General features: G+C 65.4%; 17 protein-coding genes. 15 read left to right on the top strand and 2 right to left on the bottom strand.

Going from position 1 to position 18,695, the window contains the following annotated elements; genetic code table 11:
• Positions 1-22: 22 nt before the first annotated feature.
• The 15 genes from ABFE16_02945 to ABFE16_03015 all read left to right on the top strand — a co-directional run bounded on the left by ABFE16_02945 (position 23) and on the right by ABFE16_03015 (position 17,026).
• Positions 23-3,013, top strand: a complete 2,991-nt coding sequence (locus ABFE16_02945) for a hypothetical protein (GenBank protein ID MEN6344230.1) — start codon at positions 23-25, stop codon at positions 3,011-3,013.
• Between the two features lie 59 nt (positions 3,014-3,072).
• A complete protein-coding gene (locus ABFE16_02950) occupies positions 3,073-4,254 on the top strand; it encodes a carboxypeptidase regulatory-like domain-containing protein (protein ID MEN6344231.1) in 1,182 nt (393 codons plus the stop codon).
• An 81-nt stretch (positions 4,255-4,335) separates the two neighbouring features.
• Complete coding sequence (locus tag ABFE16_02955; GenBank protein ID MEN6344232.1) at positions 4,336-5,475, top strand: glycosyltransferase family 4 protein; 1,140 nt, start codon at positions 4,336-4,338, stop codon at positions 5,473-5,475.
• Between the two features lie 110 nt (positions 5,476-5,585).
• Complete coding sequence (locus tag ABFE16_02960; GenBank protein ID MEN6344233.1) at positions 5,586-7,103, top strand: PfkB family carbohydrate kinase; 1,518 nt, start codon at positions 5,586-5,588, stop codon at positions 7,101-7,103.
• Entirely contained in the window at positions 7,100-8,122 is a 1,023-nt protein-coding gene (locus ABFE16_02965) for an NAD-dependent epimerase/dehydratase family protein (GenBank protein MEN6344234.1), read from the top strand. The genes ABFE16_02960 and ABFE16_02965 overlap by 4 nt, the downstream gene beginning before the upstream one ends.
• 54 nt (positions 8,123-8,176) lie before the next feature.
• A complete protein-coding gene (locus tag ABFE16_02970; protein ID MEN6344235.1) occupies positions 8,177-8,995 on the top strand; it encodes a transketolase in 819 nt (272 codons plus the stop codon).
• On the top strand, positions 8,992-9,915 hold the full coding sequence (locus ABFE16_02975) for a transketolase C-terminal domain-containing protein (protein MEN6344236.1): 924 nt from the start codon (positions 8,992-8,994) through the stop codon (positions 9,913-9,915). Before ABFE16_02970 ends, ABFE16_02975 begins: the two co-directional genes overlap by 4 nt.
• Before the next feature lie 64 nt (positions 9,916-9,979).
• Positions 9,980-11,032 (top strand): zinc-binding dehydrogenase, encoded by a 1,053-nt coding sequence (locus ABFE16_02980; protein MEN6344237.1) that lies wholly within the window; start codon positions 9,980-9,982, stop codon positions 11,030-11,032.
• 13 nt (positions 11,033-11,045) lie between these two features.
• The gene (locus ABFE16_02985; GenBank protein ID MEN6344238.1) at positions 11,046-11,651 is read left to right on the top strand and encodes a haloacid dehalogenase-like hydrolase; all 606 of its coding nucleotides are present in this window, start codon (positions 11,046-11,048) and stop codon (positions 11,649-11,651) included.
• Positions 11,648-12,694, top strand: a complete 1,047-nt coding sequence (locus ABFE16_02990) for an aminoglycoside phosphotransferase family protein (GenBank protein MEN6344239.1) — start codon at positions 11,648-11,650, stop codon at positions 12,692-12,694. Before ABFE16_02985 ends, ABFE16_02990 begins: the two co-directional genes overlap by 4 nt.
• Before the next feature lie 37 nt (positions 12,695-12,731).
• Positions 12,732-13,733: a GDP-mannose 4,6-dehydratase gene (locus ABFE16_02995; GenBank protein MEN6344240.1), complete on the top strand. Its 1,002-nt coding sequence runs from the start codon at positions 12,732-12,734 to the stop codon at positions 13,731-13,733.
• Between the two features lie 44 nt (positions 13,734-13,777).
• On the top strand, positions 13,778-14,440 hold the full coding sequence (locus tag ABFE16_03000) for a class I SAM-dependent methyltransferase (protein MEN6344241.1): 663 nt from the start codon (positions 13,778-13,780) through the stop codon (positions 14,438-14,440).
• An 11-nt stretch (positions 14,441-14,451) separates the two neighbouring features.
• Entirely contained in the window at positions 14,452-15,141 is a 690-nt protein-coding gene (locus tag ABFE16_03005) for a class I SAM-dependent methyltransferase (GenBank protein MEN6344242.1), read from the top strand.
• Positions 15,134-16,093, top strand: a complete 960-nt coding sequence (locus ABFE16_03010; GenBank protein MEN6344243.1) for an FkbM family methyltransferase — start codon at positions 15,134-15,136, stop codon at positions 16,091-16,093. The genes ABFE16_03005 and ABFE16_03010 overlap by 8 nt, the downstream gene beginning before the upstream one ends.
• A gap of 87 nt (positions 16,094-16,180) precedes the next feature.
• On the top strand, positions 16,181-17,026 hold the full coding sequence (locus ABFE16_03015) for a sugar nucleotide-binding protein (protein MEN6344244.1): 846 nt from the start codon (positions 16,181-16,183) through the stop codon (positions 17,024-17,026).
• Positions 17,027-17,029: 3 nt separating this feature from the next.
• Here ABFE16_03015 and ABFE16_03020 read toward each other — a convergent pair whose 3' ends face one another.
• Positions 17,030-17,767 carry an ABC transporter ATP-binding protein gene (locus ABFE16_03020; GenBank protein MEN6344245.1) on the bottom strand — a complete coding sequence of 246 codons (738 nt, stop codon included), beginning with the start codon at positions 17,765-17,767 and terminating at the stop codon, positions 17,030-17,032.
• Entirely contained in the window at positions 17,767-18,591 is an 825-nt protein-coding gene (locus ABFE16_03025) for an ABC transporter permease (protein ID MEN6344246.1), read from the bottom strand. Before ABFE16_03025 ends, ABFE16_03020 begins: the two co-directional genes overlap by 1 nt.
• Between the last annotated feature and the right edge of the window lie 104 nt (positions 18,592-18,695).

Here is an 18,695-nt window from a genome sequence, read left to right on the forward strand (position 1 = left end):
AGGGGAGCCAGGTCACACAACCATGAGACTGAAGACGCAAGGGATTCTGTGGGTCGTCTACCTGACACTGCTCAGCGGCATCGCTGTGGCAGGGCCCTTCCGTAACGTGAGCAATGTGCCCTTTGCCTCGCGCTGCAACGGCCCGCAGGGCGCCATCGTGATCGATGACAGCCGCCTTCAGACCGCGGCGGCCCGGACCTCGGCGGTGCAGGCTCAACACAGCGCGGCGAGTCTGGCGCCGGTGAAGGCCGGCTTCCGACGGCTCCAGCGTGCCGGCCTGAGCACGGGTCGCTTCGATCCGCGCTTCCCTCGCACCATCGTACATACCCGAGGCAGCAGTCTCGTCCTTCCCGACCTCGTGAAGACGCAGCAGGCCGGGAAGACCATCGGCGACCCCACGAACCAGATCACCTTCGCCTACAGCAACTGGAGCGACGCCGACCGTCTCACCCTCCAGTCCTATCTGTCAACGGCCTACCCGAAGGCACGGCTCTACTACGGTCCGCCGGCCTTCAACATCACGGTCACGATCGTTCGCGATGATACGATCAAGGACATCCAGGGCGGCACCTACGACGTCTCGACCAATGAGATCCACATCCCCTCGCTCAGCGACAACGTGCCGGAAGATACCTTTGTGCTGCTTCTGCTCGTGCTGAAGGCCTTCCACGATGACGCCGCCCTGTTCTACGATGCCTGGGAAGACGGAATGGCCGGGGCTGCCGCCACAGCGATTCAGGTGCAGCCCGGCGTATCACCCGGTTTCGATCCCAAGGACCCGGGGCCGCTCTATGGGCTGTCCGTCTACGAGCCGCAGAATCACCCGAACCTGGGCAACTCGACCTTCTACCCCTCCAGCGGATTCACGGGGATGCTGGTCTGGCGCATCGCCATGGCCCGCGCGGCCTGGCTGAAGTGCTGGATCGAGGACAGCACCTTCTTCTCCCGCTTCAACCAGGCGTACTACAACGAGTACACGTCGTCCCTCGCCGGTGACACGCTGCGGCTGCGGGAGATCGCGGCCGGTGTCCTGCCCACTGTCGAGGGGATGGACTTTCAGGACTGGTTTGTGCGCCAGTATGTCCTCGACACGAGCGTCCGGGCTGGTCTTAAGGAGTTCACCTGGAACATCCCGCTGGAGACAGCGGTGGCCCTGATCTGCGAGCACTACCTCACCGACGCCGACGGCGACGAGTCACCCCGTAGCGGCCAGGCGCGGACGGTCTACTGGAGCTACGACTTCAGCGTGAACCTCTACGCGGAAGAGGGCAACCTGATCGACATCTCCGCGACCGGCGAGACACCCGGCGAAGGGTTCCTGATCCCCACCTTCTTCAACATCGGCGGCGCGCAGCGGGTGACGGTGCAGCTTGACCTCAACGGCCTGCGCAGCTACTACCCCTTCCCCTATGGCGTGCGGGGGTTCGATTCCAGCACCAACAACCTTTACGGCGCGGTGCTCAACACCACCTCGGGCACGATGGACGTCACCGGTGGCGCAGGCCTGAGCGGAACGAGTGTCTCCCGCGGGGTCTGGGGAGGACGTATCACGGTCTCCGACCTGTCGCCGCTGAAGCTGACGGCGACCTTCACCAACGGCAACGCGCAGACCGTGACGCGCCAGGTCAACGTTGGCTGGGATAGCTACATGGTCGTGCACGACGGCGGCGCCCAGAACACCCTGGTCCACACCTTCACGAAGGGTGTGACGGGGCTGCAGATGATGAGCCTGCCGCTGACTCCTCTCTCCAGTTCGGCGGCGACGCTTCTTGGCATCCCTTCGGCCGACCTGCTCCTCGCGAGCTGGGACCCGTCGCTGGGCTCCGACGGCAAGTATCGGGTCTGGCCGGACTGCGAGCCCTTCTCCCTTGGGACGGGTTTCTGGCTGCGGCTGCTCAACGACGTGACGGTGACGGTAAGCGGTGTTCCCGCCTCCACGACCGACCGCGTCAGCATCCCGCTGAAGCTGGGGTGGAACATGTTTGGGAGCCCGCGGCAGGATACGGTCCAGGTGGACGCGCTGAAGATACAGGTGGGGACGGATACCCCTGTGACCCTGGCGGAGGCCGTCACGAAGCGTTACGTGCAAGTGGGCATCTTCGGCTACACGGAAGGCGCCGGCTACCAGTTGGCGACGGAGGTAACGCCCTTCTCGGCGTACTGGATTCGCACGCTGGTATCCGCGGGCTGCCGGCTGGTCTTCGAGCCGGTCACCACGACGGCGGTGCAGTCCAGAGCTGTTCGGGCGCAGTCGCAGGCTTCCAGCAGCATTCCGGGCTTGGCCTGGAAGGTGCCGATTGTGGTGCAGTCCGGCTGGGTGCGCTCCGATCAGGCCTATCTGGGCGGCGTGAAGGGCGCAAGCGTAGGCACCGATGCGCTCTACGACATGCAGGCGCCTCCGGCCTTCGGGCCGGTCGTCACAGCCCGGTTCCTTCGCAGTGAACAGGGCGTTGAGCGGGCGTACCTTACCGACGTGCGTCAGGCCGATGCGGCCGGGCAGACCTGGAGCCTTGAGGTGACCAGCACGCTCGTGGATCAGCCGCTGCGAATCTCGTGGCCCGACCTGTCCTCCTTGCCCGCCGGACTGCGACCGGTCCTCGTGGACCCGACCACCGGCACACGAGTGTACCTGCGCACGACTCCCGGCTACGTGTTGCCTGCTACGAGCACAGGCGTTAAGCGGCGGCTGCAGATCGAGATGTCCAGCACCACCACCGGCGGCCTGGTCGTGACGGCAGTATCGGCGAGGGCGACCAAGAGCACCGTCGGCCTCGCCTACACCCTGTCGCGCGATGCCTCCGTCTCGGCCCGTGCGCTGAATATCGCAGGGCGTCAGGTGCGCCGACTAACAACGAGCCAGGTGCAGACCGCCGGGGCCAACTCTCTCGTCTGGAACCTGTGCAACGATCGCGGCACGCGAGTGCCGTCCGGCCTCTACCTGATGGAGATCGTGGCGCAGGCGGAGGATGGACAGAGCGTCCGAGTCCTGCGAGCCGTCGCAGTCAACCGGTAGAGACAACGTCCAACTTCGACTTCACTCCGCGCACTCAGTGCGGCGGGAAAAGGCCCAACGTGAGAATCGCCAGTCTCCGCATCCTGTGTCTGCTGATCCTACTCTCGCCCCTCGGGCTGCTCCTGAGCGGCTGCGGCGGCCTGCCGGCCGACAGTCAGATCACGGGCGGGATTGTGGTCTTCGCCGCCTTCGAGGGAACCTCCAGCACCGCCCCGCGCATCAAGACGACGGCGACGGTGATCCTCAACGGCGGCCGCTATGCCTTCAATGGTCCTTCCGGCCAGGACCTCATCGTGCGCAACATCCCCTTCGGCACGGAGGACCCGCCGAAGGTGCCGATGACGGTCACTGCCCGCGGGTACAAGACTGTCTCGCAGCAAGTGGAGCTGTCCAAGACCACGGCGACCTATGTGGACCTGAGCATGGAGACCGTGGACCTGACCGCGACGGGCACGGTCTCCGGTATCGTGACCTCCACCACGGGGACACCCATCTCCGGGGCTGTGGTCACCTTCCACTCCACCGCCGACAGCACCGCAACGGACCTCCAGGGTTTCACAGACAAGGACGGTAAGTTTGTCGTCGGCGGGATTGCCCTCGGCTCCGCGGAGGCCACGGCGGAGGCTGCAGGCTACCTGTCCTCGACCCAGACCCTTACCGTGCAGCCTGATGCGACCGGCACCAATGCCGCCTTGAGCTACTCCCTGCTCAGCGGCGCCACCAAAGTGACCGTGCGTGGCGTCGTCAAGGAACTGCGCACCGAGGAGGTCCTGCCGGGCGCTACGGTCACCCTGGGCTCGCAGCCTTCAGTCACCACCGGCTCCGACGGGCGGTTCTCTGTGCCAGACGTGCTTGTGGGCACTCAGACCATCTCGGTGCGCCTCAGCGGCTATGACGACTACGATGCGGAGATCAACGTGCTGCCGGGCATGGGCGACGTGGTGGTGACGGTCTCCAAGATCTCCAGCCTGCCGCCAACGCTTCCGTACACCATCGGCGGGACAGTCACCTTGCTCGGGGCGACGGACAACTCCGGTGCAGTGGTCACCGCCTACGACCTCGACCGCGGGATGCAGATGGCCAGCTACACGACGGGATCCGATGGGCGCTACTACCTGTTTGTCCCGGCGGGGCGCTACGAGGTCCGGGTCACGGTCGGCGCGCACAGCATCGCGAGGAACGTCACCTACCTGGGCGGCGGCCGGGTGATCGACGGGATCGACTTCGCGCTGACCCTGTGACGCCAGGGACCGGGGCGTCCCTCCTAACGGCGACGCTTCGGCCGGGAGCCACTGCAGCCGACCGCTGTCAGGGGAGAGACCATGCATGTCCTGGTCGTGTCCGTAGGCAACTCTCAGGGCACCTGTGAGGCGCTGATCTCACGGGGCCTGGACGTGTCTGCCCTGCGACCCGCGACCATCGACCTGGGCGACTTCGGCGGTCCGCAGCAGGTCTCCGGCGAGGGTCTCCCCTATCCCCTGTATACGCTGCCGGTCTTCCCACAGCGTCCCTATCCTTACAGTCTCTACCGCGGCGGCCTGCCACGGGTTCTGAAGCAGGCGAAGCCGGACCTCGTCTACTGCCTCGGTGAGCCCTCGGAGCTGGGTGTCGCACAGGTCGTCCGCCAGACCCGCAAGCTTCTCCCCCAAGCGCGAGTGGTGCTATACAGCTTCGAGAACCTGTCTCGCCCCTGGCAGGGCTTCCCCCGCTGCCTGCGCGGACGAGCCCTGGAGCAGACGGTTCCGCTCGTGGATGCGGTCGCGGCCTGCACCCAGACCTGCGCCGATTACTGGGCCGGCCTGGGGTTCCCTCCTGAGCGGACTCGCGTGGTGTACAACGGCGCCGACCCGGAGCATTTCCGCCGCCGAGAGTCAGCCGAGGTCCGTCGCGAGCTGGCTCCCGACGACGCCTTCCTGGTTGGCTACGTTGGCCGGCTGGTGCATGAGAAGGCTGTCGACGTGCTGCTCCGAGCGGTGGCCTCCCTGCCCGAGACCTTCCATCTTGCGCTTGTCGGACAGGGCGCCCTGGAGAACGACCTGCGCAGCCTCGCGCTGGGTCTGGGCCTCGGCAACCGCGTCTGCTGGCCGGGAAGAGTCAGTAAGGAGCAGATGCCCGAGTACCTCTCCGCCTTCGACGCGCTCGTCCTGCCCTCGCGAGCGATTCCGGTCTGGCAGGAACAGTACGGGATGGTGATGGTGGAGGCGATGCTGTGCGGGACGCCGGTAGTCGGGTCCTCCAGTGGCGCGATTCCCGAGGTGATTGGCGAGGCAGGGATGGTGTTCCCGGAAGAGGATGTGCCGGCCCTCGCCGCCGCTCTCCAGTCTCTCCAGCAAGACCCGCAACTAGGCGCCGACCTGGCAGGCAAGGGTCTGCGGCGTGCCCGGGAGCAGTTCACCTGGCAGGTCGTCTCCGACCGTCTGCTGGCCCTGTTCGAAGAGACGATCTCCCGCCCCAGACGCTGATCTCGCAACTTCCCCACAGGCGCTCTCCGGCACGAAGGACAGGATTGTAAGGGCGTCTCCGCGCGTGTACAATCCCCTCACACAGAACCCAACGCAGGAGGTCGGTTCCTTTGGCTGCGACGGACAAGATCCGGCCTCTGCCGGAGCTGGCGAAGCTGGTCGAGGGTCTCCATCGAGAGGGCAAGCGCGTGGTCCTCTGCCACGGCTGCTTCGACCTGCTGCACATCGGCCACCTGCGCTACCTGCAGAAGGCGGCCCGACTGGGCGACGTCCTCGTCGTCACGGTGACCCCGGACCGCTTCGTTAACAAGGGCCCGCATCGCCCTGCCTTCCCCGAGGAGTACCGTGCTGAGGCCCTGGCCTCGCTGACCTGCGTGGACTACGTGGCGATCAACGAGACCCCGACCGCCGTAGAGCTGCTGGAGCTGCTCAAGCCCGATATCTACGCCAAGGGTGCGGAGTACCGGGAGAACCGCACACCGGAGATTCAGCGCGAAGAGGCGGCTCTTGCGGCCACGGGCGGCGAGATGGCCTACATCGAGGAGGTCACCTCCAGCTCGACGGAGCTGATCAACCGGCACCTGTCGCCCTTCCCCGACACCACGACGCAGTACCTGGCTCACATGGCCGAGCAGTACGGACCGGGGCCGATCCTCGACTGCCTGGAGCGCTGCTCGCAGACCCGGGTGCTGGTCCTTGGCGAGGTGCGGATTGAGGAGTACTGCTACTGTGAGTCGCTGCAGCGTTCGGCCAAGGCTCCGCTGGTGGCGATGCGGTACCTGTCCGAGGAACGCTTTGCGATGGGCGCACCGGCCGTCGCGAACTACCTGGCGGAGTTCTGCGGCGAGGTGCGTCTGCTCGGCATGCTCGGGGCCGACAATCCGCAGGAAGAGTGGGTGCGCAGCCAGTTGAGCCCCGGGGTCGAGCCGGTGTTCCTTCACAAGCCGAGCGCGCCGACCATCACCAAGCGCCGCTACCTCGAGGCCTACTTCGGCCAGCCACTCTTCGAGCTCTTCAACATGAACGACGAGCCGCTGGACGAGGAGGCCGAGGGCGTCCTGTGCGAGCAGGTGCGCGAGTTCGCGCCCGCCTACGATCTGGTGGTGGTGGCCGACTACGGTCTGGGTATGCTCACCGACAGGGCCGTCGAGGTCTTGGCCGACCAAGCGCGATTCCTTGCCGTAAGCCCGCAAGTGAATGCAGGTAACTTCGGCTACCAGGCCTTCACAAAGTACCCGCGGGCCGACTATGCCTGTCTCGCCGAGCAGGAGATGCGGCTGGAGTACCGCACGCGGTCGGGTGACCTGACGCCGCTTCTCGCAGACCTGGGGCGGAGACTCCAGGCGAAGCGCGTGGTCGTTACGCGGGGCAAGCATGGTGCGCTGGCCTGGAGCCCTGAGGCCGGAGTCCACGAAGCTCCTTCCCTTGCGGTGCGCGTGACGGACCGCATGGGTGGCGGCGATGCTTTCTTTGCGCTGTCCTCGCTCTGCGCCTATCAGGAGGCGCCGCTGGAGATCATGGCCTTCGTGGGGAACGTCGCGGCTGCCGAGGTGATCGCCTCCATGGGTGCCCGGGCGTCGCTGGAGAAGCTCCCCCTGCGCAGACATATTGAGTCCTTGCTCAAATGAGCCCCGAAGAGGTGCATGCTGTGCCTGAACTGAAGCGAGTGTTTGTGACGGGTGGCGCGGGCTACGTCGGTGCGGTCCTGGTGCCGAAACTCCTGGAGGCGGGCCATGAGGTGACGGTGCTCGATCTGTTCCTCTATGGCGACCACGTGCTGGAGGCCGTGAAGGACCATCCGGGTCTCAAGCTCGTGCGAGGAGACCTGCGCGACCAGGCCCTACTGCGAGAGGTTCTACCCGGCTCCGACGCCGTCATCCATCTGGCGTGCATCTCCAACGACCCGAGCTTCGAGCTTGACCCGGAGCTGGGGCGCTCGATCAACTACGACGCCTTCGAGCCACTGGTGAAGATCTCGGCCGACGGCGGGGTCAAGCGTTTCATCTACGCTTCCTCCTCCAGCGTCTATGGGATCAAGGACGAGGACAACGTCACCGAGAACCTGCCGCTGGAGCCCCTCACCGACTACTCCAAGTACAAGGCGCTCTGCGAAGAGGTTCTCCAGCGCTACCAGTCGCAGGACTTCACGACGGTGACGGTTCGCCCGGCGACGGTTTGCGGCTACTCGCCCCGACTGCGCCTGGACCTCACCGTCAATATCCTGACCAACCACGCGGTCAATCGCGGGCGCATCACCGTCTTTGGCGGCTCTCAGCGGCGGCCTAACATCCACATCGGCGACATCACCGACCTGTACGTGGACCTGCTCGCACGGCCCGCCGCGCAAGTGGCCGGGAAGGTCTGGAACGCGGGCTATGAGAACCACAAGGTGAGTGAGATCGCGCAGATCGTGAAGGGTGTCGTGGGCAAAGCGGTCGAGATCGTCACCGAGCCCACCGACGACCTGCGCTCCTATCACATCTCCTCGGAGCTGATCCGGCGTGACCTCGGTTTCGTGCCGCAGCACACCATCGAGGACGCTGTGCGCAATCTTGTGGACGCCTTCGGGGCCGGGCTGATCCCCAACCCCCTGGAGGACATCCGCTACTACAACATCAAAACCATGCAGGCCCTGCACATGAAGTGAGTGGGTCGCGAGGCGGCGGCGGAGGAGACCTCGGGCTTTCGGCATCGGAGGAACATGACCAAGACCTGTGAGCTGGAGAAGACGGCACGGGAGATTCGCGCCCGGTTAGTCGCCCTGTCACACGCTTCCGGGGCCCCGCATCTGGGGTCCTCGCTGTCCTGCGTGGATATCCTCGTGGCGGCCTACTGGCGCGTCCTGCACCTCGACCCGCAGGCGCCCCAGGACCCACTGCGTGACCGCCTCCTGCTGAGCAAGGGCCATGCCGCGACCTCCCTGTACTGCGCTCTGGCTTACCGCGGGTTCTTCCCGGTGGAGATGCTCGACCATTTCGCCGAGCCCGGCTCCTGTCTGCCCGAGCATCCCAGCGCCTCCTGTGCGCCGGGAGTGGAGATCGCCAGCGGCTCGCTCGGGCATGGGTTGTCGCTCGGTGTCGGGATGGCTATCGCCGGACGCATCCAGCAGCAGGACTACCGCGTCTTCGTAGTGATGAGCGACGGTGAGTGCAACGAGGGGTCTGTCTGGGAAGCCGCGCTGATGGCTCCGGCGCAGAAGCTGGAAAACCTCGTGGCGATCATCGACTACAACAAGTGGCAGGCCACCGGGCGCAGCAACGAGGTGCTGGCCTTGGCGCCCCTGCGGGACAAATGGGAGGCCTTCGGCTGGAGCGTCACCGAAGTCGATGGGCACGACCTCGACGCCCTCAGCGAGGCGCTGGGCAAGACTCCCGACGGGAGCGGCAAGCCCCGGACCATCCTTGCCCACACCGTGAAGGGCAAGGGCGTTTCCTTCATGGAAGACGACAACAACTGGCACTACCGCATCCCCACTGCCGAGGAAGTCGAGATGGCCAGGAAGGAGCTGGGGCTCACGTGAGAAACGCTTTCGCTGCTGAGCTGCAGGCCCTGGCCGAGGACGGGTTCCCTGTGGTCTTGCTCTCCGGGGACATCGGCAACCGCCTCTTCGACAAGTTCAAGGCCGCCTTCCCCGAGCGCTTCTACAACTGCGGAGTGGCCGAGGCGAACATGATGAGCGTGGCCGCCGGGATGGCTTTCTGCGGCCTGCGCCCTATCAGCTACACCATCGCACCCTTCACGACCACACGCTGCTTCGAGCAGATTCGCGTGGATGTGTGCTATCACGACCTGCCGGTGATCATCGCCGGAGTCGGCGCCGGATTGTCCTATGCCGCCAACGGACCGACGCACGAATCCTGCGAGGACATCGCCCTCTTGCGGGCACTGCCGAACATGACGGTCGTGTGCCCGGCGGACCCGCTGGAGGTCCGACTGGCCCTCCGAGCCGCGATGCAGCACGACGGACCGGTCTACCTGCGCCTGGGCAAGAAGGGCGAGCCGCCGCTGCACAAGTCGACGCCCAACTTCCAGATTGGCAAAGCGCTGACCCTTCGTCGTGGGACCGACCTGTGTCTGCTGGCGACCGGGAATATGGTCGCCGTCGCCCTGGAGGCGGCGCTGGTCCTGCGCCAGGAAGGGCTCTCGGCCCGGGTCGTCGACTTTCACACCGTCAAGCCGCTGGACGAGAAGGCGCTCAGAGACGCCTTCTCGCGCTTCCCGCTGGTCGCCACGGTCGAGGAGCACTCGGTGATTGGCGGACTGGGCGGAGCCGTCGCGGAATGGCTCGCGGATCATCCCGGGCTGCCCGGTCGTCTGGTACGCATCGGCACGCCGGATCGATTCCAGCACGAAGCCGGTGGCCAAAGCTACGTCCGCCAGTGCTTCGGGCTGACGCCTCAGGCTATCGCCGACCGCCTGCGTGGCTTTGCTTCGCAGTGATTCCATCGCCTTGCTCCGGGGCCTGGCTCCCTCTTCCCACTGACTACTTCACGAGCGTGCCGAGATGAAGACTCTTGCTGCCGTACTGGTCGAAACGGGCAAGCCCCTCGAACTGGTGGAGCTGACGATTCCTGACCTTAAGCCGGGGCAGGTGTTGGTGGAGGTCGCCTTCAGTGGCGTGTGCCACACGCAGGTCCTGGAGGCTCGTGGTCACCGGGGCGAGGACCGCTACCTGCCCCACTGCCTCGGTCATGAAGGAAGCGGGACGGTGCGTGAAGTCGGCGCCGGCGTCACAAAGGTCAAGCCCGGTGACAGGGCCATCCTCTCCTGGATCAAGGGCTCGGGCATGGACGTGCCCGGCTCGGTCTACGACTGGGACGGGAAGAGGGTGAACGCAGGCGGGATCACGACCTTCCAGCGCTTCGCCGTCCTCAGCGAGAACCGTCTCACTCCGCTCAGCGCCGAGGCCGGGACGGACTCCGTGTCGCTGCGTGATGCCGCGCTGATTGGTTGCGCGATCCCCACCGGCATGGGCGCAGTGCTCAACACGGCTCGTCCGCGTCCGGGTGAGAGCCTCGCGGTCTTTGGCATCGGTGGCGTCGGCGTCTGTACGGTGATGGCTGCCAGTCTCGCCGGTTGCGTGCCCCTGATCGCGGTCGATGTGCACGAGCACAAGCTCGATCTAGCCCGCAAGCTCGGCGCGACCCATTGCATCAACTCCGCGCAGCAGGACCTTGCCGCGGAGCTAACACGGGTCTGCCCCGGCGGACTGGACTTCGCCGTCGAGGCGACTGGGCGACCCGCGGTCATGCTCCAGGCGCTGTCCTGTGTGCGCAGCCAGGGCGGAGCAGCGGTCATCGTCGGCAATGCGCACTTCGGCGAGCAGTTGACGCTCGACCCGAGGCAGCTCAATCAGGGCAAGCGTCTTCTCGGCACCTGGGGCGGCGACAACTGGCCGGACCGCGACTACCCGCGCTACTGTCGGCTGCTATCGGCGGGCAAGTTCAGCCTCGACCCGATCCAGTCCGAGCCCTATGCGCTGGCCGACCTCAACCGTGCGCTGGAGGATCTCGAAGCCGCGCGAGTGCCACGTCCTCTGATCGACATGTCCCTGTGAAGGGTGCCCGTGAATGCGGATCGGCATCGACTTCGACAACACAATCGTGTGCTATGACCAGGTCTTCCATGCGGCGGCTCGGGAGCGCGAGCTGATTCCCGCCGAGGTGCCCGTCTCCAAGGAGGCCGTCCGCAACTACCTGCGCAGCATCGACCGCGAGGAGGACTGGACGAAGCTGCAGGGCTACGTGTACGGGCCACGGATGCGCGACGCCCTGCCCTTTGCGGGAGTGCTGGACTTCTTCGCCCGGTGCTCGGAGGCCCAAGTTCCGGTCTGGATCATCAGCCACAAGACACGCTACCCCTTCCAGGGGCCGCAGTATGACCTCCACGAATCGGCGCGGCAGTGGATCGCCGATCACGGGCTCCTTGACGCCGACCGCGTGGGCCTGCCCGCCGACCACGTCTTCTTCGAGCTCACCAAGTCGGCCAAGCTGCAACGGGTGGAGCAGGTGAACTGCACTCATTTTATCGACGACCTGCCCGAGTTCCTCGCCGAGGAGGACTTCCCAGCGGCTGTGCAGCGGATCCTATTTGACCCGCAGAACCACCACCCGGGCGAGACACGCTTCCTCCGGGCGACCTGCTGGGAGCAGGTCTGGGAGCTCGTGAGGCCGTGACGACCCTAAGTTCGCCGCCGGCTGAAGTCCCGCAGGAGGCTCTTGCGTGCCTGCTCGCTCAGGCAGGCATGCGGGAGGACGCACGCGTCGAGGCAATCCCCGGCGGGATGAACAACCGCGTCTTCCGAGTCACCTCAGGGCAGGGCGAGGCACTGCTGAAGGCCTACTTCCATCATCCGGAAGACCCGCGCGACCGCCTGGCGACGGAGTATGGCTTCTGCGCCTTTGCCTGGTCACACGGGGTTCGCGCTCTTCCTCAACCACTGGCCGCCGACCCGGTGCACCATCTCGCGGTGTATGAGTTCGTGCATGGGCGCAGGCTCAATCCGGGCGAAGTGACTGCCGACCACGTCGCGCAGGCCCTGGCCTTCTACCGCGATCTGAACCGATGCCGCGAAGACGCTCACGACCTGCCGGCGGCCTCTGAGGCCTGCTTCTCTCTCGCAGACCATCTCGCCACGGTTCAGCGGCGCGTGGATAGGTTGGCTGGAATCTCGGCAGCTGATCCCGTCGGCGCAGAGGCGGCGGACTTCCTCCGAGACGACCTTCTGCCTGCGTGGAAGGAAGTTGCTTCGGAGGTCCAGACCCAGGCCGCAACACGGGGCCTTGCACTTGCAGAGCCCCTGAGCGATGCCGATCGTTGCCTGTCGCCCTCGGACTTCGGCTTCCACAACGCACTCCAGGAATCGGGCGGGCGTCTGCGGTTCCTGGACTTCGAGTACGCCGGCTGGGATGACCCGACGAAGCTGGTGTGCGACTTCTTCCATCAGCCCGCGGTGCCTGTCCCGGCCGAGCATTGTGAGAGCTTTGCGCAGCAAATCGCCGAGAGCCTGGGCGATCCTGCCTACCACCGAGCGCGCTTCTCGCTGCTCATGCCGGTGTATCGCCTCAAGTGGTGCTGCATCCTGCTGAACGATTTCCTCCTGGCGGGTGGCGCACGAAGGCACTTCGCCCGGGTATCGGCGGAGGATCCGCAGACCCTGGCTCAGCGCAAGGCCCGGCAACTCGCCAAGGCTCGGGAGATGCTGCCGCGCTCGCTCTGATCGCCGTTCCACCGTCGCAAGGAAGGGGCTTCACCTCATGCCATCGACCCGCAGGATCGTCGTCCTGGGCGCCAACTCCTTCTCCGGGCAGGATCTCGTCGACCTGCTGCTGGAGGACCCCGACAACGAGGTGATCGGCGTCAGCCGCTCGCCGGAGCGCACAGCCCTCTTCCTGCGCTACAAGCTCCGCGGCGATCTGGGCCGCTACCGCTACTACCAGTTCGATATGAACTGGGACATGCCCGCGCTGCTGCAGCTTCTGGATGCGGAGCGCCCCAACTGGATCATCAACTTCGCCGCCCAGAGCGAGGTGGCCCCGAGCTGGGAGCACCCCGAGCACTGGTTCGAGACCAACACCGTGTCGCTGGCGCACCTGGTGAACCATCTGCGGAGGCAGGACTACCTGGAGCGCTACCTGCACGTGTCCTCGCCGGAGGTCTACGGGACCTGCGTGGGTAGCGTCTACGAGGAGGCGCCACTCAACCCGAGCACTCCCTATGCAGCCTCGAAGGCGGCCGCCGACCTGCTGCTGGGCACCTACCGCAAGCAGTTCGACTTCCCGCTGCTGACCGTGCGCTCGACCAACGTCTACGGAGCCCGGCAGCAACTCTTCAAGATCATCCCGCGCTCAGTGATCTACCTCAAGCTGGGCAACAGGATCCAGCTCCACGGCGGCGGCGTGGCCGTGAAATCGTACATTCATGTGCGCGACATCTCTCGCGGCGAGTTGGCGATCCTGCAGCACGGGGAACCCGGCAGCCTGTACCACCTCTCCCCCGATCAGGGCATTGCGGTGCGCGACGTGGTGCGGCTCATCTGCGAGCGGATGGGCGTTCCCTTCGAGCAGGCCACCACAACCGTTGAGGAGCGACCAGGCCAGGATGCTGCTTACGTGATCGAGTCGGAGCGTGCCCGCAAGGAACTCGGCTGGGCTCCGCAGATCAGCATCGAGGACGGCCTCGCCGAGGTCGTGCAGTGGGTCGAGGACTACTGGCGCGAGATCAGTTTGCAGTCGTTGGAGTACCAACACAGGGCCTAGCGCCTTGTCTCTACAGAATCCGGAATCCAGGCAGGCGGTTAGCGATGGCGTATGTAGATTTCCTGATGAAGCTGCACAAGTCCACAGCCCGCGACTACGTGGCGCGAGTGCTGGAGGCCGACAAGGCCGAGTGCGCCGAGGTGGCGACCCAGTTCGGCAGGGACTACTGGGACGGCGAGCGCAAGTACGGGTATGGCGGCTACCGCTACGACGGTCGCTGGCGAGCAGTGGCCGAGGACATGGTGCGCCACTACAACCTTCCGGCCGATGCGCGGATTCTGGATGTCGGCTGCGGCAAGGCCTTCCTGCTGTATGAGTTCACCCAGGTGCTGCCCGGCGCGACCGTGGCCGGAATCGACCTCTCGGAGTACGCCATCGCCAACGCCAAGGAGGAGGTACGCCCTTTCCTGCAGGTCGGCACGGCGGCTGATCTGCCCTATGAGAACAACTCCTTCGACTTCGTCGTCTCTCTCAATACGATCCATAACCTGTATATCAACGAGCTGTGGGCAGCGCTCCAGGAGATTGAGCGCGTAGGCCGCGGGGCAAAACACGTTTGCATCGAGACCTACCGTAACGAGCGCGAGAAGGTGAACCTGCTCTACTGGCAACTCACGTGCCGGGCCTTCCACACCCCGGAGGAGTGGGAGTGGATCTTCGAGCAGGCCGGCTACAGGGGGGACTACTCCTACATCGTCTTCGAGTAAGGGAGGCGTCAATGGGCGACAGGACTCGTGAGCCGCAGTACCAGCGGTGTGTACAGTTGCGGGAGGCCGGTCGGGTAGACCGCCTCGGCCTCATGTCCAACCAGGGATGGCATGACGATCCGAAGCGGTTGCTGTTCACCCTGGCTCGCTACAAGTTCGTCGCCAAGATGCTCTCGGGACGCAAGAACGTGCTGGAGGTCGGATGCGCTGATGCCTTCGGGACGCGCGTCGTAGTCCAGGAGGTGCAGCACGTCACGGCCACCGACTTCGACCCGGTCTTCATCGCGGACGTTCAGGAGCGCATGGACGAGGAGTGGGCCTTCGACTGCTTCGTGCATGACATGCTCTCCGGACCGGTGTCGGGTTCCTTCGACGCGGCCTATGCGCTGGACGTGATCGAGCACATCGCGCCCGCGCAGGAGGACCTGTTCTTGCGCAACCTCCTCGCGTCGCTCGTACCGGATAGCGTGGTGATCCTGGGCACTCCCTCACGGGCCTCCGAAGCCTATGCCTCGCCACCGAGTCGCGAGGGGCACGTGAACCTCAAGGACGCACCGGCGCTACGCGACTTGATGGAGCGCTACCTCAAGCACGTGTTCCTCTTCTCGATGAATGACGAGGTCGTGCACACCGGCTTCTACCCCATGGCGCATTATTACCTTGCCCTGGGCTGCCAGGTGAAGGAGAGGCCGAATGGCTGAGGGCCGCCCCTCCGGGGTATTTCAGAAGCTGCGGTACGCGCTCTGGTGGCGCTACTGGGTGTTCCTCCGCCTGCGGGCAACTCACCACCTGTCCTGGTCGACGCTTGGCCTCGCGCTCGATCTTGATTCGGTCCTGCGGTCGCGAGTGGTGAGGTGGATTCTGCGATTCCGGCTTCGGGAGGCCGGAGACGGTCTGGTGGGGATGAAGGTCGGGAGTGCCCGCGAGTGGCTGCTTCCGGTCCGCAGGCACCTCCCCGCGCCGAAGGCCTTCGCCGATGTGTTCATATTCCTGTGGCTTCCCGTGTACCTTCTGGATGCCTACGAGATGGAGCGGTTCCTGAAGCCCGGGATGACGGTGATCGACGGCGGCGCTCACGCCGGCGGGTTCTCGCGACTGGCCGGGGAGCTAGTCGGCCCCACGGGGAGGGTCATCGCCGTTGAGCCCTGCGAGGAGAACCTCGCTGCGCTGCGGCCGAACCTTGATGGGTCCGACGGCGCGCAGGTGACGGTTCTGCAAGGCGCCCTGTGGCAGGAGGACACCGACCTTGAGCTGCAACTCGCGGACACGAATCTGGGTCGGCAGGCCGTCAGTCAGGACAGGCGGCAAGAGGTCATCGGCACCCTCAAGGTCAAGGCCAGGAGCATCGATCATATCGCCGCCGAGTTGGGCCTCGACCGCGTTGATCTGATCAAGCTGGACATCGAAGGCTGTGAGGCCGAAGCGCTGCGAGGGTCTGCCGAGGTCCTGCGTGTTCATCGCCCGGTGGTCATCACGGCCGCCTACCACAAGGCCGGCGACCTGCACGATCTCCCGGCGCTGCTTGCCGAGTTGACGACCGACTATCTGATCTGCCCTTACCAGGCCTATCCGGGCGCCGAGGTCCTGATCATGGCTGTCCCCCGGGAGCGTATCCCCGAGGGTCTTGAAGCTGCCAACCGGTTCACTGCGTAGCGCCGGCAGCGGACCGTCGTCACCGTACCTGCACTCACACCCAAAGCCGCGCAACGGGGGGCTCACCTACTGTCTGCACACCTGGTCATCGGCGCTGACAGCACCCTTGGTCGGGCGCTCCTGCTTCGCCTTCAGGAGCTCGGTCTGCCCTGCCTGGGTACGACGCGTCGAGATGGCTCAACACCGGATCGCCTCCCGCTGGACCTTGCCGGGATCCCCGCCGACTGGCGGCCCCCGGAAGGTGTTGCCGTCGCCTATCTGTGCGCCGCCGTGACCTCCACGAACCAGTGCCGCAGTGACCCCGAGGGAACGCGCAGGACGAATGTGATCGGCACGCTGGCCGTCGCTCGTACTCTGCGAGAGGCCGGTGCGCACCTGGTGTTCCTCTCCACCAACCTCGTCTTCGATGGCTCAGTTCCCCATCAGCGAGCATACAGCCCAACCTGCCCGCAGACGGAATATGGCCGCCAGAAGGCTGAGGTGGAGGCGAAGCTACTGGAGCAACCGGGGGCTACGGTGCTGCGCCTGACGAAGGTCCTCACGTCGCACATGGGGTTGGTACAGGGGTGGCTGAGCGAACTGCGCGAGGGCCGGAGCATCCAGCCGCTCTCCGACCTTCCGCTGGCGCCGGTCAGCCTGCCACAGGTAGTCGAGGCCCTGTCCACCCTCGGCCTGCGACGTCCTGAGGGTATCTTCCAGCTATCGGCGCGGGACGACTTTGCCTACGCGGAGATGGCGCAACTGCTTGCAAAGGGCCTGGGAGTCGAACCGGGGCTCGTGCAGCCGATCTGCTCGAAGGACGCCGGTCTGGACCTCGAGCATGTCCCCCGCTTCACGTCCCTGGACACTTCGCGGGCCGAGCAGGAACTCGGCTTCGCTGCCCCCGAAGCGCAGGCGGTTGTTCGCAGCGTCTTCGCGACGCCTTGCCGCTGAGGCTTAGGCGTCGGCCTGCGCAAGATACTCCTCGACGACTTCGTCCGTCGGACCGTCACGCTGCACCAGGCCGCCCTCCAGCCAGATCACCCTCGTGCACAGGTTGCGGATGGCCGTCATCTCGTGCGACACCATGACCAGGCTGCTGTTGCTCGCCAGCATCTGGCGCAGAAGCGTGTAGGCGCGATGCTGGAAGTGGGCGTCACCGGCGGTGAGGATCTCGTCCAGCAGAAGGATCTCCGGCGCGAAGGTGATCGCGATGGCAAACCCCAGCCGCAGGCCCATCCCCGAAGAGTAGGACTTGAAGGGCACGTCGACAAAGTCGCCCAGTTCCGAGAGTTCGATGATCTCCTCCATGCTGGCGCGAACCACGCGAGGCGCGATGCCCATCAAGGCGCCGCTGAGGAGGATGTTGTCGCGACCGCTCAGCTCCGTGGCGAACCCGGCACCCAGCTCAAAGAGACCGCCGGCCGCGTAGCGCAAGCTGACCTCCCCGGCAGTGGGCACGTAGATCCCCGCCAGAATCCGCAGCAAGGTGCTCTTCCCCGAGCCGTTGCTGCCGATCACGCCAACAGCCTCTCCCGGGTTCACGGTCAAGCTGATGCCATTGAGCGCCCACAGGATATCCGTCGGGAAAGGCCGCAGCATGCGGGTGAAGACCCGCTTGAGGCTCGGCTGGCTCTCCCGCCGAATCATGAAACGCTTCTTCAGATCGTGCACCACAATCGCGGGCTCGCTCATCACACCATCTCCGGGAACTGCCACTCATAGCGGCGCCACACCAGGGTGCCCACGACCAGCAGCAGCGCCGCCCAGGCGATGGAGATGCCCAGGTAGCCGAAGTAGCCCGGCACCGGCCACTGTGCACCATGCAGCAGCGCCGTCCGGTAGCCGATGAATAGCGGCGCCAGCGGATTGCCGACGATGTAGAGCTCCTTCATCAGCGGGGTCAGGCGAGTGCTGTTCAGCACCTGCTCGACGGGATACAGGATCGGGCTCAGGAAGAACAACACCTGCAGCACCCAGGTGATGATGAACTTCACGTCTTCGTAGTACATCTGCAGGGCCGACAGGATCATCAGCACACCGAGGGTCAGGCAGGCCTGGATAAACAGCAAGGGCAGGACCCACAGGAAGCACCAGTGCATGGTGACCGGGACCGCCAGGAACACCACGAGGAGCACGATGAAGCTCAGACTCATGTGGACGAAGTTCGAGCCCAGCGCGGCGGCCGGAAGCAGGATGCGGGGAAAAGGGTACTTCTTGATGAGCACCGCGTCCTTGATGAGGCACACGGTTCCGTCGCCGAGGGACTGCAGAAAGAAGGTCCAGGGCAACAGGCAGGTCAGCAGCTCCACCGAGAAGTTCTTGATGGTGGAGCCCATGATGTACTTGAACACGATCGTCATGACGACGATCTGCATCAGGGGGTTGATGAAGGACCACAGGAACCCGAGAGCGGAGTTCTTGTAGCGCAGTTTGAGGTCACGGCGGACCAGAAGCGTCACCGCCTGCACCCATACCCACGGTGCTACGGCTCCCCGGCCCCTTGTCGCTGCAGTCATGGAACACTCCCGCTTCGGGCTCTCTGCCAACTCGCACGCCGGGTCCTATGATAGCGTAAGGCAGGCCTCCGCTCAAGCCTTGGGGGCCTGGCCTGTGGCCCGTC

The sequence above is a fragment of the Armatimonadia bacterium genome (assembly GCA_039679385.1).
Lineage (GTDB): Bacteria > Armatimonadota > Zipacnadia > Zipacnadales > JABUFB01 > JAJFTQ01.

Coding starts and splice junctions, on each gene's coding strand:
- ABFE16_02955 (MEN6344232.1), top strand. CDS start 4,336: ATGCATGTCCTGGTCGTGTCCGTAGGCAACTCTCAGGGCACCTGTGAG.
- ABFE16_02995 (MEN6344240.1), top strand. CDS start 12,732: ATGCCATCGACCCGCAGGATCGTCGTCCTGGGCGCCAACTCCTTCTCC.
- ABFE16_02970 (MEN6344235.1), top strand. CDS start 8,177: ATGACCAAGACCTGTGAGCTGGAGAAGACGGCACGGGAGATTCGCGCC.
- ABFE16_02965 (MEN6344234.1), top strand. CDS start 7,100: ATGAGCCCCGAAGAGGTGCATGCTGTGCCTGAACTGAAGCGAGTGTTT.
- ABFE16_03005 (MEN6344242.1), top strand. CDS start 14,452: ATGGGCGACAGGACTCGTGAGCCGCAGTACCAGCGGTGTGTACAGTTG.
- ABFE16_03000 (MEN6344241.1), top strand. CDS start 13,778: ATGGCGTATGTAGATTTCCTGATGAAGCTGCACAAGTCCACAGCCCGC.
- ABFE16_02945 (MEN6344230.1), top strand. CDS start 23: ATGAGACTGAAGACGCAAGGGATTCTGTGGGTCGTCTACCTGACACTG.
- ABFE16_02980 (MEN6344237.1), top strand. CDS start 9,980: ATGAAGACTCTTGCTGCCGTACTGGTCGAAACGGGCAAGCCCCTCGAA.
- ABFE16_02985 (MEN6344238.1), top strand. CDS start 11,046: ATGCGGATCGGCATCGACTTCGACAACACAATCGTGTGCTATGACCAG.
- ABFE16_03010 (MEN6344243.1), top strand. CDS start 15,134: ATGGCTGAGGGCCGCCCCTCCGGGGTATTTCAGAAGCTGCGGTACGCG.
- ABFE16_03025 (MEN6344246.1), bottom strand. CDS start 18,591: ATGACTGCAGCGACAAGGGGCCGGGGAGCCGTAGCACCGTGGGTATGG.
- ABFE16_03020 (MEN6344245.1), bottom strand. CDS start 17,767: ATGAGCGAGCCCGCGATTGTGGTGCACGATCTGAAGAAGCGTTTCATG.